General features: G+C 55.6%; 13 protein-coding genes and 1 pseudogene. 1 reads left to right on the top strand and 13 read right to left on the bottom strand.

Annotated features, from left to right (window positions below; all coding sequences use genetic code 11):
* Positions 1–276: 276 nt before the first annotated feature.
* The 11 genes and pseudogenes from C662_RS20295 to C662_RS09630 form a co-directional block, all read right to left on the bottom strand.
* Positions 277–1,359 carry a hypothetical protein gene (locus C662_RS20295; RefSeq protein WP_157354505.1) on the bottom strand — a complete coding sequence of 361 codons (1,083 nt, stop codon included), beginning with the start codon at positions 1,357–1,359 and terminating at the stop codon, positions 277–279.
* Between the two features lie 1,107 nt (positions 1,360–2,466).
* Positions 2,467–2,826, bottom strand: a complete 360-nt coding sequence (locus C662_RS09675; protein WP_002928047.1) for a hypothetical protein — start codon at positions 2,824–2,826, stop codon at positions 2,467–2,469.
* Between the two features lie 240 nt (positions 2,827–3,066).
* On the bottom strand, positions 3,067–3,459 hold the full coding sequence (locus tag C662_RS09670; RefSeq protein ID WP_002928045.1) for a hypothetical protein: 393 nt from the start codon (positions 3,457–3,459) through the stop codon (positions 3,067–3,069).
* 160 nt (positions 3,460–3,619) lie between these two features.
* Complete coding sequence (locus C662_RS09665) at positions 3,620–4,258, bottom strand: hypothetical protein (protein ID WP_002928041.1); 639 nt, start codon at positions 4,256–4,258, stop codon at positions 3,620–3,622.
* Positions 4,255–4,935 carry a hypothetical protein gene (locus C662_RS09660; RefSeq protein ID WP_157354503.1) on the bottom strand — a complete coding sequence of 227 codons (681 nt, stop codon included), beginning with the start codon at positions 4,933–4,935 and terminating at the stop codon, positions 4,255–4,257. The genes C662_RS09665 and C662_RS09660 overlap by 4 nt, the downstream gene beginning before the upstream one ends.
* A 152-nt stretch (positions 4,936–5,087) precedes the next feature.
* The gene (locus C662_RS09655) at positions 5,088–6,269 is read right to left on the bottom strand and encodes an AAA family ATPase (protein WP_002928035.1); all 1,182 of its coding nucleotides are present in this window, start codon (positions 6,267–6,269) and stop codon (positions 5,088–5,090) included.
* A gap of 216 nt (positions 6,270–6,485) precedes the next feature.
* Complete coding sequence (locus C662_RS09650; RefSeq protein WP_002928032.1) at positions 6,486–7,901, bottom strand: hypothetical protein; 1,416 nt, start codon at positions 7,899–7,901, stop codon at positions 6,486–6,488.
* Between the two features lie 268 nt (positions 7,902–8,169).
* On the bottom strand, positions 8,170–8,427 hold the full coding sequence (locus C662_RS09645; RefSeq protein WP_002928030.1) for a hypothetical protein: 258 nt from the start codon (positions 8,425–8,427) through the stop codon (positions 8,170–8,172).
* A complete protein-coding gene (gene tnpC, locus C662_RS09640) occupies positions 8,427–9,947 on the bottom strand; it encodes an IS66 family transposase (protein WP_037984387.1) in 1,521 nt (506 codons plus the stop codon). The genes C662_RS09645 and tnpC overlap by 1 nt, the downstream gene beginning before the upstream one ends.
* A 66-nt stretch (positions 9,948–10,013) precedes the next feature.
* Positions 10,014–10,358, bottom strand: coding sequence for an IS66 family insertion sequence element accessory protein TnpB (gene tnpB, locus C662_RS09635; RefSeq protein ID WP_002928023.1), 345 nt, complete (start codon positions 10,356–10,358; stop codon positions 10,014–10,016).
* Positions 10,355–10,642, bottom strand: a pseudogene (locus C662_RS09630) (transposase); the annotation flags it as partial. The pseudogene C662_RS09630 and the gene tnpB, both read right to left, overlap by 4 nt.
* A 1,011-nt stretch (positions 10,643–11,653) precedes the next feature.
* Between C662_RS09630 and C662_RS20290 the strand changes: the two are divergent.
* Positions 11,654–12,088 (top strand): hypothetical protein, encoded by a 435-nt coding sequence (locus tag C662_RS20290; protein WP_157354501.1) that lies wholly within the window; start codon positions 11,654–11,656, stop codon positions 12,086–12,088.
* Between the two features lie 1,775 nt (positions 12,089–13,863).
* Here C662_RS20290 and C662_RS19765 read toward each other — a convergent pair.
* Both C662_RS19765 and C662_RS20285 read right to left on the bottom strand, forming a co-directional pair.
* Positions 13,864–14,070 carry a hypothetical protein gene (locus C662_RS19765; RefSeq protein ID WP_002928019.1) on the bottom strand — a complete coding sequence of 69 codons (207 nt, stop codon included), beginning with the start codon at positions 14,068–14,070 and terminating at the stop codon, positions 13,864–13,866.
* 462 nt (positions 14,071–14,532) lie between these two features.
* The gene (locus C662_RS20285; RefSeq protein WP_198291889.1) at positions 14,533–15,528 is read right to left on the bottom strand and encodes a CHAT domain-containing protein; all 996 of its coding nucleotides are present in this window, start codon (positions 15,526–15,528) and stop codon (positions 14,533–14,535) included.
* Positions 15,529–15,534: the final 6 nt, after the last annotated feature.

Genomic DNA, 15,534 nt, shown 5'->3' with positions numbered 1-15,534 from the left:
CTATCGAAATACACTATTTCCAACAACGATGAGATTCGCACGGCGTTTAGACGAAGAATCAACTTTAAAGCCGATCTCTGTACTTTCCTTACCGACCAAGCCTTTAATCGTCCGCATCCAATCAAAACACTCAAACTAAAAACGTAATTTTAGGGCTTATTCTTCAGTCTCACCTTAGATACGCAATCGATGCAAAAAATCGCAACCATCGTAAATGAAACGAGAGGTCTGTTCCACTCGTTCTCGACTGCGTTCAGCATTTAAAGCCAAAATACCTTAGACCTCCTTTCTCAATACACTTCCAACACGCCAAGGCCTCCCTCCTTCGGCAATATACTGTTCTATTTTGTAGGCATCATATTTTGCAATAACCCCTCCAATCTCTAAGATGCGAGCTAACTCTATAACGCTAACACCCTCATCTGTTACCGCATCCCAATCCTCAAAGTTGTCCGGAAACTCAATTCTATGGCTGAACTCTCCCCGACCGCAACGTTCTTTAGCTGCAAGCAGATAAGCGTGAGCCACCGTCTCTTTCTTATTGTTCACTAGACCCCAGCGGGTGAATCCAGTTGGCAAAGTTCCATGCTTCGCAGCTTTATGAGCCACAGTATTTCCGTTTATATCAGGAAGGCTCCAAAAGCGAAAATCAGCGGGATGTATTGTTCCGATTGTAGCGGCATGTGCAACCGTAACCCCTGACTTTGTTGCCCAATCCCAGCCATCGAACTCCCGAGGAAGAAGACCAACCTCAGCCGCCTCATGTGCAAGAGTCCAACCATCGGAGTCAGCCAACCTCCAGTCTTGAAAACTTTCGGGAAGGGAACCATATGCTGCCGCTTCATGCGCGACGGTGCGTCCACGATTGTCCGCTAGTTGCCACTGAGAGAACCCAGAAGGCAAATTCGCGTTTCTTGCGGCAACGTGAGCGACTGTAGCGCCTTTTAGATCGCGCAAATCCCACATTGAAAAGCCATCTGGTAACAGCCCTTCCTCAGCAGCCACATGGGCCACAGTGGTTCCGTCCTTGTCCGCAAAGCTCCAATCTTGAAAATCATCAGGCAATACGCCCATTGCAGCAGCGGCATGGGCCACCGTCCAGCCATTGTCATCCACGAGCCCCCATAAACTAAAACTGGCGGGCAAACGATTGTACAGTGCGGCTATGTGCGCAAGCGTAACTTCAGAATCTACAGAATCCAACAAAAAGGGATCGCGACCTCGCAAGCCCCAAATCTCAGGAGCCAGGTCTTCCGCAAAAGAACTATTATTCAACTTCTCAACAAGTTCATCGAAACTCAGGCCTAACCCGTCTTTCCCATCAAACTTTCTACACTTAACTTCAAATATATTATTCATAGCAGAACCTCTCTATTCAAATTTTTCTAAAAACTGATGCTGCGACCCCACGTGCCACACTTCAAATATTCACAGAATCACCAACCGGGCGACCACATAATGAGCAGCGCCACCACGAACGCTTTCCGAATAACACAAAAAGAACGCACGTTTTACAGAATTATTAATGTTATTACACTATCATAAAAGACAGTTTCTTAACACTTTCAAAGCCAAGAAAAACATGCAGCCTTTCGTCCAAAATATTACCTCTTCTGCGCGGCACTCCAAATCTAGCACTTTATCTTCTGTCGCACTAAACCTGAAAAGTCATGAGACTGGATTTAGTCCCCTATCAATGGCGAAAAAATTTTATTTCTTTCTGCTCGATCTGGCTCGGAAAGAAGTGCACTCACAGACCCTTGTTAAAACGGCGACTTTGCGCGCCCCCGCATGGTCAATTAGCTCGTTTTTTTGGATCTGTGACCGTACATGAGGACGTATGAAGGGCCGGTGCCTAGAGAAAACAGTATTTAAACGTATGATCTCTTCGAGATCGTCGGGGTCAATCGGCTCATCGTCAATTTCCAACCAAGAACGTTCGCACCCTATATCTCCATACCCTTTCCTCATCTCTTCGCAATGCTTACACAACGCTAGTACAGCCTTCAAAAGGCTCTCGGCGCCCGTCTAGGACTGAAAGTGATTTGACCTTTTCTTCATCTTTCGTTCTCGCGACCCTGTGTTCGAGCTCAGTCTTGATAGCGACTACCACAACCTCTCCTTTAATAGGCATCCATAAGAAATCGGACGGTCCCGTCTTTAAAATGCTTGCTTAGTATTTTACGCTCTTTATGAAAAAGTCAAGTTTTTTCTTAAACGTAATGTGCCTCGTTTAGTCTTTCACGCCGTGCTCGGCTTTCAATAGATCTCGGGTTTGCATCGGTATCGGCCGTGCGGTGGACTCTAGATGCAGACTATCTTCAACTTAAGAGATGGTTACTTCGGACGCCTTGCACAACAACTCAATCCCATTCCGTCATCACCACAATCTTGGCGACATATTCTTCTGTCGTGTGGACGTCCGGACACAAGAAAGCCCCATCTCAACCATCGATATCCGTACTATCATTGATCGTGCTGATGCTGTTGACGGTCATCACATACCCCGACTTCGGGCTGGCTCGGACATCCGCGATGTTTCCCCTGAAGGCCTCGGCAGAAAATCGGCTTTCCGGGCACCCAGGCGCCACGAGCTCGGCGCCAGTTGCGCTGTTCTCGGATCGCCCCGAACTTCCGCTCAAGGTGGTCGACGAGTGCAGCCTCGTTGGACAGCATCCGATGTTCGTGCACGTAGCTCCATCGGTCGCGATACAGCGCATGCGCTAGTTCGGGCGTGATCATCGGAGTATCGCGCTGGTCCCACATGATGAAGTGGAGTTCGGGAAAGCGGGCCGGTCGGATCATGCCGGCCAGCAGGTCGTCCATCCGAAGAGCTCTTACGGCCTTGACCACAATTTTCTCCTCGTATGCGACAGGTGGGGCCGAAAGTCGCTCTCACCTTTCATCTCAAGTAAACCAACCTGCCGCAGGCGATCTGAGGCCGGCAGTCCTTTCCTTGTGGTGAGCGCTACCCACGTGGAGAATAGATTTTGCTCAGATCGGCCGGCGAAAATTGGCCTGACTGCAGGTGCTGCGTGGTCATTGACGATGAACAGTCAGCCCAGCTCACACGGCATCCCGAGTGATCAACGGGCGAGACAGCAGGCTGGAGGTGTCTTTGGCGATATTGTGAGCCAGTTTCCAGGCCTCGAATTTCGCAACGAGTCGCCGATTTCCAAGAGCACGGGCCACCTCAATAACGGTGCGCTCTCCGTCGACGAGCCTCGCCCAGTCTTCGAACCCATCCGGAACATCTGCGCCGACACCGAGCAGCACGCGAAGCGTCGTGACTCCGAACTCATTCGCGAGATCCCAGTGCTCGAACCCCGCCGGCAGCAATCCATGCATGGCTGCAAAATGGGCAAGCGGCGCCCCTCGCTCGTCCTTGAGCCCCCAATCCGAGAAGTCAGATGGGAGCGTGCGACCGGTCAGATGGAGTAGCGCTTCGTTGTAGGTCACAGTGGCCCTCACGGGTAAACAGGGATTGCGGTCGGGCTAAAACCCCCTCTCCAGCAGAGGACCTCTTTCGGCATACGCTGCGTACGGAGCCTCATCTCAATCGGTTGATCGTTGTCAGGGTGCACAACGCGGTCGGAACCCTGAAACAACACGAAGAAGCTCACGGCGACCGCCGCTTCCAGAACGCCGAGGTCATTGCCATCATCCCCTGAAGCCGCTGGTCGGCATTCGCTGCGTCGAACCGAAGGCCATCACCCCCACGAACAGCGTTCGCGCGAAATCCCGTCGCCCGCTTCACGCAGTAGTCATCCGCGACCTCGTTCAACAGATCAAGGACCCAAAGCTCGGCCCCCTCCTCCGTTGTTCCAGGCACCCTTCGCACTAACGAGGCTGGCCTGTTGGGATCAAAGCGCCAGATCGTCGTCATGCGATTGCGATCAGCCCCGCTTCGGCCTCCATGAAGAAGGCACCGCACCTGAACCACGTTGTCCTGTACGTCCATTACACCGGCCTCTCCGCATACCTCGCAGGTCCTCCCCGAGATCTCCTCAGCCATCTGAACCAGGCCGACTATGAAATCATCTTTGGAAGAGAGGTAGCAGCGAAGCGAGCCGGTTTTTTCCTTGACCTTACGAGCTCTTGGAAGTGGGATCCCAACGCTCATGCACTGCCTCGTGATCTCATCGAACAGGGCATCGAGCAGATCCAGCCAACCGTCGTCGCACTGGATGCCGTCGGCCAGGCTGCCGAGGATCTCCGGATACCGGGCGAGCAGGCCATCTTGAATGAGATCGTTCAAGCGCTCGTCGTCCTCCAGAAAGCTGCGGCCATATCCATGATCCCCTGCGCCTCTTCATCGACGCCCTCCGCATCGAAGAGCATGCTGCCATCTTCAATCCGGACCTCTTTGACCTTAACGTCCGCGCCCTTTCTCGACTCGCAGTAGCTGATGAGCGCAACGTTCAAGACGTCCAGAAGGGCGATCGACTCTCCATCCTTCGTATAAGCAGGAACACGGCGCTCGTAGGGCGGCCGATCCGTGATCGTCTTTGGAACGCTGCCGACCGCATTCCTCGAGGCAGCAGCCCCAGCCTTGATACGGCTGTGGTCCGGACAACGGACCTCCAGCCAGCCCGCTTCGAAACCCATCAGCCTCGCCGGCCCGCCGCAAACCTCACAGGTCGAGTCTGTAATGCTCTCAGCCATCCAGATCAAGCCATCGATGTAGGGCGTCGTGACGTCCATGTAGACGCGGAGGTTTCCAAATTTCTCTTTGATCTGAAGCGCCTTCGGTGATGGAAATCGAACCTCTTCGCAATATTTAGTTATTTTATCAAACAGTACATCGAGGATCGGATACCAACCGGGACCACACTCAATCCCAAAAGCCATGCAGCTATTTCTCACTGATGCATAACGATCCTGAAAGATCAGAGGATACTTCTCGACAAGACCGCCCTCAGTGATTCTCAGCATCATAGGATCCCAGTTTAGTATTGATCGTCGCGCCTTTAATCCTGGAACACCCTTTACTTTTCGATTCAATAGATAGAGCCCAAGAATCATCTTTTTTAGGGCATCGATAAGGCTGCCACCGTTATTGAGCCGAAAGCTTGACGGCCGAGCAACTACTCGGTCACAAACCCGATCCTCGCGCCCTTCTTCGATCCTCCGGCGATCTCGAAAAGAGCATCTACACGGCCAAGTCCATCCCGGATCGCCGCCCCGAGGGTGAAACGCAAGCGCCGGCTGGCCTCACGGGGCGAGATCCGCTCACTGGCCATCCTCTCCAAGACCGCCCGACTCAGTTCCGGCGCACTCGGGTGCCCTTCACAATGGGCGAGCCACTGCCGCCGATAGATCTCGGCCAATTCGCTAGCAGTTGGCGGCTTGATTTCAACGATCTCGAACCGACTCTTGATCGGCTTCGACAGGGTCCCGAGCTCATTTGCCGTAGCCAGCTTCCACAACGCCGATGCGTCAAAGGCGATGTCCACGGCCTGGTCTTCGAAACGCTTGGCCGTCCGGGGGTCAAGGAGGTCAAGCAGCGAGCTCTCCGTGCTGTACCTGGAGTCACCGCTCATCTTGTCGATCTCATCGAGCAGCAACACGCCGTTTGCGAAGTCGCCCGAGGCCAAAAGCTTCCAAACCTGGCCCGGGGAGCTGTTCGACCAGTGGGTGGACGTTCCCACAACCTGAAAACCACCCTGCGCCGCACCGAGCGGGATGGATGCCATGTCGACCCCAACAGCCTCAGCCAGTGCCTCGACAAAGAGCGTTTTCCCGACGCCTGGAGGGCCGACCATCAACAGCGGCTCTACCACCAGTCCGTGCGCAAGGTCGGAACTGACAGCGACCAGCGCCTCAATTGCATCCACGACACGCGCGAAGTTCGGAAAACGTTCCCGAAGCGAGTCCAGGCGGTGGGGAAATTGGCGAACAGCGCGGCGCCCCCGATGCCTGCGCATCAGCTTCTCCCAGCCTTGTAGCTGTTCGCGCCGCTCCCGATCACTTTTGCCACGCATCTCGATGACGCCCGAGAACGCGACGAGGTCGAAGATCTGACGCATAGGTCCAGGAGGGGCGTCACTTTGCAACGGCGCGCACTCCCCCTCTCCAGCCACCTCTACATCCCCGCTCTCCTCCTGCCGCCTGTCTTCCAGTTCCTTCTGCTCGGCTTGGCGCGCCTTGACCTTCTCTTCGGCGATCCGCCGCGCCGCTTCTCGCGGAAGAAGAATGGATTGACCACGCTCATTGAAAAACTTCGTAGGGACATAGCCCCCATCATCTCGTGCCCTAGCCTCAAGCATCTCCCACCCTCCGATTAGAAAACCGCCCTATCGGATCTTCGAGACGTGAGTGAAGATAGAAACCATGTCGAACAGGATCGAAATTGCAAACAGCACGGACGAGAGAAGCGAAGGAGGAGGAGGGAGAGGGCCACAGGGGCGCCACTACCCGAGGAACAGGATACCTACTAACTTGCGCAAGAAGATTATTTCGGCTTGAAAAAGTGATATAACTACTCATGTTTTGCAAGCCTCTTGTTTTTGATTCTGATGGGTTCCCTCAACCAGCACATCAAGCTCACTGGAATTAAAACCAATCCTCTTTTCATCAAGCGTGAGCCTGTATCCTGTACGATTTTCTACGTACTGCTCAATCTTCAGCCTATCCAAGCGGCTATGTGCGGCAAATCCATCATGCTGAAGAAGGACGATCTCATCGTTGTAGAGCTCGAGCGTACTCTTAAGCGCAAGGGCTTCAACACCTTGAATCAGATGGGCAATCGCACGCATCGGTTTGCTCTTCTCGAACTTGATCGCCTTCCCCATAGCGTTGGGGAGTCGCCAGTTGGCTGTTCGAGGTCGCTCATTAAGAATGACCTCGCGCCCCCTATAGATGTCTCTGACCAAGTCTTTGAAAAACGGCACTGCAAACAAGCGTGCGGCAGCGTCCTGTCCGATCTCCCTGGGGATCGCATTGTTATACCAGAGCGTTGTTGATGCTCCGTACATGACTGCGATCAAGCACTGCTTGGCCTGCTCGACTGAGATTGAAGCTTGTTGAGCAATGCTCTGGCGGATTTCTGCCTTTCTGCTGAGGTAGTCCTGAATGGCTTCAGTCCTGTAGCCATTCCTCTCGCTCATCTGGGCAAAGATAGTGAAGTGGCAGTTAGAAAAGTCGTAATCCCAGAGCCCATACAAGGCTGCCCGTTTCACAATTCTCGGGGCATTCTGAAGACTCAGCCCTCGTGCATAGAGACGGCCGCTTTCAGCTTCAACATAGAGATGGGGCATGAAACCAGGCCGTGCAGAGAGCGATGTCGAGAGACGGATTGCACAAGCGGCCGAAAGGAGAAGACGCCTAATGGTCTCGCTACCTTCACCTGACCCTTGATCGCAAGAGGAACGAAATTTTTCGCTCAAACCTGCATGCAGAGACTCAAGCATATCAACCCGGACCGGAACGCAGTTCAGAAAGCTCCCGCAAGGCCATTCCGTAGCCTTGGAGCCACGCATGTCCGTAGATGCAACTGCCGCCCGGAACTTCTTGATCGCGCGAAGGTTCCCTGTCACCAAGTAGGATGGCGACGAGCCAGGGTCAAGGAAGTAGCTATCCAGAATGCGCTGGAATTTAGGACGCAACCGATACCCCTTAGTTGCACCTTCCTCATAGAACCAGTTTGGGGTTACATCAAAGATCTGCAGCCGCTCATTGATCCGGGAGAAGCCCTCTCGACCGAACCAGTTCTCAAGCTCTGCGTAATGGAAGCTCTGAAAATCTTCGAGAATGCTATGCCTACGCGCCTTTGAGGAGCTGCACCACAGCATATCGGCCAGCGCCCACTGCTGACGCCGGGTCAGCTTCGCGTACTCCGGCACGTTTGAATGAAGATGATCGATAAAATCTGCTGACAAGAAACCGTGCCGCGTGCTCATGACAGCCTCCCGTTCCGCTGCCCGACGGAGCGCGAATCGACTGCCCTGACGACACCAAATTCCCTAAAGACTACATCCTTTCTTCCGATGTAAAACAATCTCCCCTCCTCTATAAGATGAAGAGAGCCTAAATCATTTTTAAAACCAATGCAAGTTTTTTCTTAAGAGATTTCGTGTTCTTTTAAATTTTCAGGTTCTTGGTTTTCGCATCTACCAGACCACGTTGCCTAAAGCGTAAGCGTCCGACGATCGCCGTCTTGCCAGTTATTCAGCAGTCCGGGTTGATCTCGTCGGTGAACTCGCCCTCATTCCATGCGCGGGCGATGGCGGCATCGAGGCGGGTCAGAAGCTGGTAGAGGGATTCACCATCGCGGCGCTGTAGCATCGCCAGGCATTCACTCTCGTCACTGGCCACTGCGGCACACTCAACCGGGCCGACAGCGCCGAGCGAGATCTGGCCCCCATTTGATATCAGCCAGTCCACGTTCTTGAGCGCTGCCAGCGGGTCGACGGCGGGATACTTCATCAGGCGGCCTTCTGTTCGGGAGCCGGCACCTTCAGCTCGACCTTCCACGGCAACAGCTCATCGACACGATTGACCGGATGCTCGGCGATGCGGCCGATCACATGACGCAGGTAGGCCTCGGGGTCGAGGCCGTTGAGCTTGGCCGAGCCGATCAGGCTGTAGATCGCCGCCGCACGCTCGCCCCCGGCGTTGGAGCCCCCGAAGAGGAAATTCTTCCGACCCAGGGCGACCGTGCGCAGCGCCCGTTCGGCGGCGTTGTTGTCGATCTCGATGCGCCCGTCGGTGCTGTAGCGCACGAGCGCGTCCCAGCGGGCGAGCGCATAGCGGATCGCCTCGGCCAATGCCGATTTCTGCGAGAGTTGTTTGAGCGTGGCGTCGAACCAGGCGCGTAGCGCGACCAGCACGGGGCCAGCGCGCGCCTGCCGCTCGGCCCGGCGCAGTTCGGGCGGTTTGCCGCGAATCGCCTCTTCAACCGCGTACAGCAGGCCGATCTGCTTGAGCGCCTCGGCCGCCAGGGGCGAGGCCTGCGTCTTGTGCAGATCGTAGAACTTGCGCCGCACATGTGCCCAGCAGGCGGCCTCCTGGATGGCCCCGCCCAGATAGAGCGGCGCGAATCCGGCAAAGGCATCTGCCTGCAGCACGCCCTTGAAGCGCGCGAGGTGGCGTTGCGGGTGCTCGCCCCGGCGATTGGGCGAGTAGGCGAACCACACGGCAGGGGGTGTCTCATCGCCTGCAGGGCGGTCATCGCGCACGTAGGTCCACAACCGACCGGTCCGGGTCTGGCCTTCACCCGGCGAGAGCACCGGCACCGGGGTGTCGTCGGCATGCAGCTTGGTGGCCGAGAGCACATGCTTGCGCAGCGCCTCGACCAACGGGCGCAGCAGCGCATTGCATTGCCCCACCCAGTCGGCCAGCGTGGAGCGCTCGAGTTCGACACCCTCCCGAGCGTAGATGGTGCTCTGGCGGTACAGCGGCAGGTGATCGCAATACTTCGCGACCAGCACATGGGCCAGGAGCCCCGCGCCGGCCAGCCCCCGGGCGATCGGTCGCGCGGGCGCGTTCGCCTGCACGATCGTGTCGCAGCGGCTGCAGGCGAACTTCGGGCGCACATGACGGATCACCCGGAAGCTCGCCGGCACGTACTCGAGCATCTCGCTGACGGTCTCGCCCAGCTTCTTGAGCGAGGTGCCACAGGCTGGGCAGTCGCACGCCGAAGGCAGGTGCTCCTCAATGTCGCGTGGCAGATGATCGGGGAGCGGTTTGCGGGGCGGGGGCACCTCGCGCATATCGGCTGGCGCGGGCGGTTCGGCCGGGGTCTCGGCACGCAGGGTCTCGAGCTCCTCGAGCGAGAGCTCCAACTGGCCGAGCATCTCGTTCATCTGCTCCGAGCTGCGGCCGAACTGCATGCGGCGCAGCTTGGCGATCACCAGCTTCAGGTGCTCGATCTCGGCGGCCTGTTCGCTCACCTTCGCCCGCAGGGCGATGACTTCGTCAGGAGAGGAAACAGGGGTGTTCGACATGGCGACATGATACCGGAGCATGCCGCCAAAAGCCGCCAAATGACGCTAAAAAGCTCCTATAAGCCGCTATGCAGCGCGATTCGGCGCCGTTCTGACCGGACGCCGCCAGTCGATGCCCTCGAGCAGCATCGACAACTGGGCCGGCGTCAGCGCCACGGTCCCATGAGTCACCTGCGGCCAGACGAATTTACCGTGCTCGAGCCGCTTGGCGAACAGGCACGGCCCGTCGCCGTCCCACCACAGCACCTTGATCCGATCTCCACGCCGGCCCCGGAACACGAAGATCTGTCCGCTGAAGGGATCGGCTTGGAGTTGGGTCTGAACGAGCGCGGCCAGGCCGTCGAAGCCGCGCCGCATGTCGGTGATCCCGGCTGCGATCCAGATCCGCGTGCCCGCAGGCGGGACGATCACCGCAGCAGTACCGCGAGAACCTGCGCGAGCACCTGGGCGTCGGGACGTCCTTCGACAGTCAGCCGTGCGCCCTTGCGCTCGATCGTCAGCCGACCGAACGCGGCCGCTGGGGTATCGAGCATCTCGGGCGCGTCCTCATCGTCGGTGTCGGCGAGGATGATCGGCACGAACGCAGCCACCCCCAGGCGACCTTCCTGGTAGGCCTTGCGCCACGCGAAGATCTGGTTGGCGTTGACGTCGTGTTGGCGCGCGAGACGCGACACGGAGGCGCCCGGCTGCAGCGACTGTTCGACGACGGTGCGCTTGAAATCGATCGAATGGCGGCGGTATGGGCCGCGCAGGTCGCGATGCGGGCGTTGGTCCAAATTTGTGTCCATGAAATCCATTGTGGGCACAAAGTTGGGTGCCCCCTCCGAGGGGGTGATCGTCAGCGACAGCTACGCTGAAGGGAAGACGGCATTGGGCGGACGCTTACCCTAAAGCTCTCGACGACGGACCTTCTGGGGACGGATGTCACCGGGGGATGCCCTCGAACGGCGCTCACCAGTTACCGTAAGGACCGCAAGCTCTAGACGCAGTGACTCGAGCTCAGAGCCTGCAGAGGCCAGGAAATGGGCAGCCTCACGTAGGGCCTCGACTTCCTTCATGTACCTCTGATCATCCGTGCGCTTGGCTGCACGACCATCGACGCCCCGTTCGGACACGAATTGACCTCATTGCTCTACGGAAAGTATTGACGATAGCAAACAGAGATTGTTTTCGCTCCTCGCAGGCGCACCAATGACCACCTTGCCCAGCCAGGCCCCTTCCCTGCCATTCACTAAGATGGTGGCAGTCGTAGGTAGGTAGTCCCACAGATGCCAGGTGGAAAGCGGTTCGTGAAGACCAAACGCGTTCTGGTGACATTGTGCTGAGGGCTACCACGCGGACGGAAGAATCAAGGAGCGAAGCGAGCAGTTCATAGCAAGGCTTGCAACCGGCCGACGATGAAGGCACCCCATCAGCTGCGCTTTGTAACGGTCAAAAAGGGCATCTTGGCGCTCAACAAGCACCCCCAAAATGGGCGAAACAGGCAGCGCAATCAGCACAGCCCCTCAAAGACCAAACAGATTCCCTGACCTGGATCATTAATCAAAGAGAGCCCGACTTCTGAAAAGCTCCTGGCGACCAGCCTGCATTATCATCAACGCGATCGTTACCTCTATCCGGCTGCCCTTTGAACTCAATTTACGACATTAAAAACAAGATTATTTATGAAATGATGTATCATCCAACTAATCACAGTCTTTACTTCTATGGCTTTCTATACCATTTCTTTCAACGCAGATACCATTGCCAAGCTGTTGCACCGATCCCGGATCAGCTCAATCTCTGCTTCAAAAATTCCCGATAAACGTTCACACCAGGCTGATCCGGGAATATGGCTTGTGATCAATTCCTCGAGCAACGTAAATTCACTCGGAGACCAGCAACCATATTTCTCAGTTTGCATTATCGATGGCATCCACAGCCGGGAGGATCAAACAGCAGTTCTTCCACTTCAAAGCCAATCGGCAAACTGCATGCCTCTCCTTCATCAGCTTTCAGCGCTTCATAAAGGGGAGCCTTGCATGTACTCCTTGGCTCCTGAGGATCTTTCCAGATGCCTCGCTGGAAAGAAAAAATTCCTGATGATCGACATTTTCTCTGATCACATCGAGTTTTGCGGGATTGAGCCCTACGGCATCTAAAAGCACGCGAAGCCATGCTCGAAGATCTAAGGTGATATTAAGGACCACTATCTCGCGCAATTGCGGACTTGCAAGGGGAAATGCAAGCCGGCTTACTCGCAATGCCAGCCATCCCTTTATTATCCCGGCGCTCCACCTCGATGGCGTCCGCAAGTCTTGCGGCTTGATAAGCGGCGTAACGCCGGGCGTACTCACTCCCCATGCGACAATGACGCAGTGCCAGGCTAGCAACTGTTTCTCCGAAGCCGTCTCGTAGGTGCCAGGCTGAGAAGCGCTCGGGCAGGTTTCCAGCAAACGCAGATGCGTGAGCGACTGTTGACAGGTCAGCGGCTCTCAGTTCCCAGCGATCGAAGTCTTTAGGCAACCGACCCGCGTAGGCTGCAGAATGAGCGACCGTATTGCCGTAGTCATTCATCAGTTCCCAGAGCCAGAAGCCTTGTGGGAGACGCCCAGTCTTCGCTGCGACATGCGCAACAGGTTCATAAAAGGCTCCCTTCAGTTCCCAGCGGTCGAAACTGGACGGCAGCGGACCGCGCTCAAGCGCAACATGTGCGACGGTCTCTCCACGACCGTTTACAAGGCCCCAACATTCAAAGCCATCGGGAAGTAGTCCTCGCCTCGCTGCATAGTGCGCCAAGGTATGCGGTCCACCATTGAAAGGGCGGCGTGGCTCACGAAGCCCCCAGCCAGCGAAATCTGCGGGCAAGTTCCCGTCAAGGAGTGCCTGAAGAGCATCGCCGTAGGTCACTTCCACTACATCACAGCAGGCTTTTCGAATTCCCTGCCTTCGTTGAGTTGTTGAGGCGGGTCCCTGCTGGATTCTCGAAGACATGATTTGAATAGCCCGTTAATAGATAAGCCACGCAGCTACTCATTATCACACAACCAACAAAAAAACGAGGGTTCTCACGGAGCCATTTAAACATAACTCAACTGCACCGCATTTCTCAATCACCCCCCACTTGCCTTTTTAACAATTGTTCCAAAACTTGATGACTTTTTCATTTTCCCAAAACGGACAGTCTGATATTTTCGATTAATAGCCGGATATCCATCCTTATAAAAAAGGTGACTCCAGTATTCTAATCTAATAAAAATAGTCAAGTTTTTAACTATAGCCATTTACACATTCATCGCAATCCCCTCTACGAAGGGATTCGCATCCGACTTTCCAGTCAGACTGCAGCAACAATTGTTTTAGCCTGAGGAGAACACGAATCGATCGGTCTAAGCAACGTGTTCAGCTAGGTGGAACTAGGCCACGTACTGGTCAGGTGCCTCGTTACATAATTGGCCAGGCAACTTGATCCAGTCTGCAGGCTTGATGGCGCGCTGGACGGTGTCTGCTTCGGCCGGCCATCGACAACCCGACTGTAGGGGTCGATCCAGTTCGTGCTCGATAATAACCAGCGTGTGATGTTGGATCGCACAATCGCGCCTCGGATCACCACTGCTCTGGACATGAGCGCGTTCACGGCCACGCTGGTGCAAGCGTGCAACACGCGACTGTCCGCGTCCTTACGGACATCCAGCACAACGACGGTTGTGAGCCCTGCTCACGATCTGGGGCGAACCCTCCCTGGCGCAGACCACCGGGCGGGATGTCTCGCACTTTGTGCTCCACTTACACCAGCACTCCGAGATGGCTCTCACTCAACCGGCTCGGACTCGAAGGGTGCAGCGCCAACTCCCGTTTGCGCACGCAGCGAAGTGACTGCAGCAGTGTGCGGTGCTTGAGGCTCGGATGAACAGCCCAGAAGTGCCAGGCAGATACGCTAAACCGCCTGCGAGAGACGCAAGCCCTTCGCGCAGACCTCGGTGCAGGCCATGGTCATGCGGGAGAAGTGAAGGCGATGCAGATCGTCAACGTAATCCAGGCGCTCGGCCGAAGCGGTCTCTCGGCTGTCGGCGATGAAGCTGGACGCCTTCAACGGCCACGAAGGCCCGATGAACTTGCCTGGATTCCACCTGTAGGCGGACATGGCACACTGCTGCAAGCGCACAGGATGCATTCGTCTCGCCGCCCGTCCAGGCGCTCGCGCTCGGCCGGCTTCTGCAGCGGTTCCCGCTCGAGCAGTAGCTCGTCGTTATTCACCAAGGCGCTGAGGTAATGGGGATGGGCGAACAACTGCATCCTCTCCACGACCAGGTCGCGGATCAACGGGAAGCCAGGAAATTACCGCAGCCCAATCGGGTCTATGAGCACGTCAAGCGCGGTCAGACCGGCGGGGCCGTTGCGGCCCGTGATGGCGGGACTGAGACTTCCAGCCCAGCAGGCGCACGGAAACGCTGCGACCTCACTGCGGCTATCTGGACCCCGACCCCGAGGGGACGGTCATTCAGATTGCACCCTGACCCCCAACCGCAATCAAGTTGAACCACAACAAGTAGACTTGGGCGTCGGAGGACAGCTAGTTTAGCGAGTCTCGGAGTTCGCCACCTAGTCATGTCGCTTTAGGCTTTGGTACGAGCAAGACGTCCTTGGGGTCGACATTCACAGCTATCAATTTCGGCGTCGTGCGCTCACTGGGCCACTCCATTTGCAAACGACTACAGCCCAACTCATATGCAGTATGTATATCTTTCCCATGCCCGATTGCTTCGTAAAACCCTGCTGCAAAAGTAATCGCGGCTTGATCTTCTATTGCCTCCGAATTTCCGATAACGCAGTCAATCTCCTGCGCGATAGCGCGAGCTTGTTGCTCGGAATAACACGCATTGAGCACTATGCACCGTACCTTTCCCTTGAATATCGAAAACAATTTACGCAACGCGTCTGTAGACACAGGTCGGCCGTTTCCACTCTGATCCTCTATGAGGATTCCGTTAGCGGCACTCGCGTGTCCACTAAAATGCAGAATGTCAGGACTGTAACGAAGAAGGCAACTTTGTAAGTCGGAAACTCGTACAGCCCAGTGTTGTACGATCTCCAGTTTATCACGCTGTGACGCCATTCTGAGAGCCTCGTCGATACTCCGGACCTCCTCATCAAGCCTCAGTCTGCTTGTGTCCTTAGGATTTGCTCCCAAGAACAGCACAAGGATTCTCCTTTCAGAGTGCGCATTCTCTGTATCATTCTCAGCAGGTTTATCGAATTTCTTCGATTTTCTATAAACAGATGCGCTAAGGAGAAATGCAATCATCAGCCCTACAGAAAATGCGGAAAATAACACGACATATAAGAGAACATGCATCAAGTTTATGAGATCCACGATCAGAGTTGGGATCTCCCAACCTTGACTGAGTAGAACTGGAGTAAGAAGACAAACAACAAAAGAACCAATGAAGACCGATACAACTCGCAAAAGCCAAGCTCTCTTAGCCTTCTCGGATTCTCTGAAAAGTAAAGCATAGGCGCAAAGAAAAACGACAGCTACCAAGGCACTGGTTGCGGAATTGAGATGTGGTTGGTACCAATCGCTGATAAGAGGCAGCCTCATAACATG

The sequence above is a fragment of the Thauera sp. 28 genome (genome assembly GCF_000310145.2).
Lineage (GTDB): Bacteria > Pseudomonadota > Gammaproteobacteria > Burkholderiales > Rhodocyclaceae > Thauera > Thauera mechernichensis.
Note: the sequence above shows the minus strand (reverse complement) of the source record. Positions and strands in the feature narration are given on the sequence as shown.

Coding starts and splice junctions, on each gene's coding strand:
- C662_RS20295 (WP_157354505.1), bottom strand. CDS start 1,359: ATGAATAATATATTTGAAGTTAAGTGTAGAAAGTTTGATGGGAAAGAC.
- C662_RS09675 (WP_002928047.1), bottom strand. CDS start 2,826: ATGGACGACCTGCTGGCCGGCATGATCCGACCGGCCCGCTTTCCCGAA.
- C662_RS09660 (WP_157354503.1), bottom strand. CDS start 4,935: ATGCTGAGAATCACTGAGGGCGGTCTTGTCGAGAAGTATCCTCTGATC.
- C662_RS09655 (WP_002928035.1), bottom strand. CDS start 6,269: ATGCTTGAGGCTAGGGCACGAGATGATGGGGGCTATGTCCCTACGAAG.
- C662_RS09650 (WP_002928032.1), bottom strand. CDS start 7,901: ATGAGCACGCGGCACGGTTTCTTGTCAGCAGATTTTATCGATCATCTT.
- C662_RS09645 (WP_002928030.1), bottom strand. CDS start 8,427: ATGAAGTATCCCGCCGTCGACCCGCTGGCAGCGCTCAAGAACGTGGAC.
- tnpC (WP_037984387.1), bottom strand. CDS start 9,947: ATGTCGAACACCCCTGTTTCCTCTCCTGACGAAGTCATCGCCCTGCGG.
- C662_RS20290 (WP_157354501.1), top strand. CDS start 11,654: ATGGCTTTCTATACCATTTCTTTCAACGCAGATACCATTGCCAAGCTG.
- C662_RS19765 (WP_002928019.1), bottom strand. CDS start 14,070: ATGTCCGCCTACAGGTGGAATCCAGGCAAGTTCATCGGGCCTTCGTGG.
- C662_RS20285 (WP_198291889.1), bottom strand. CDS start 15,528: ATGAGGCTGCCTCTTATCAGCGATTGGTACCAACCACATCTCAATTCC.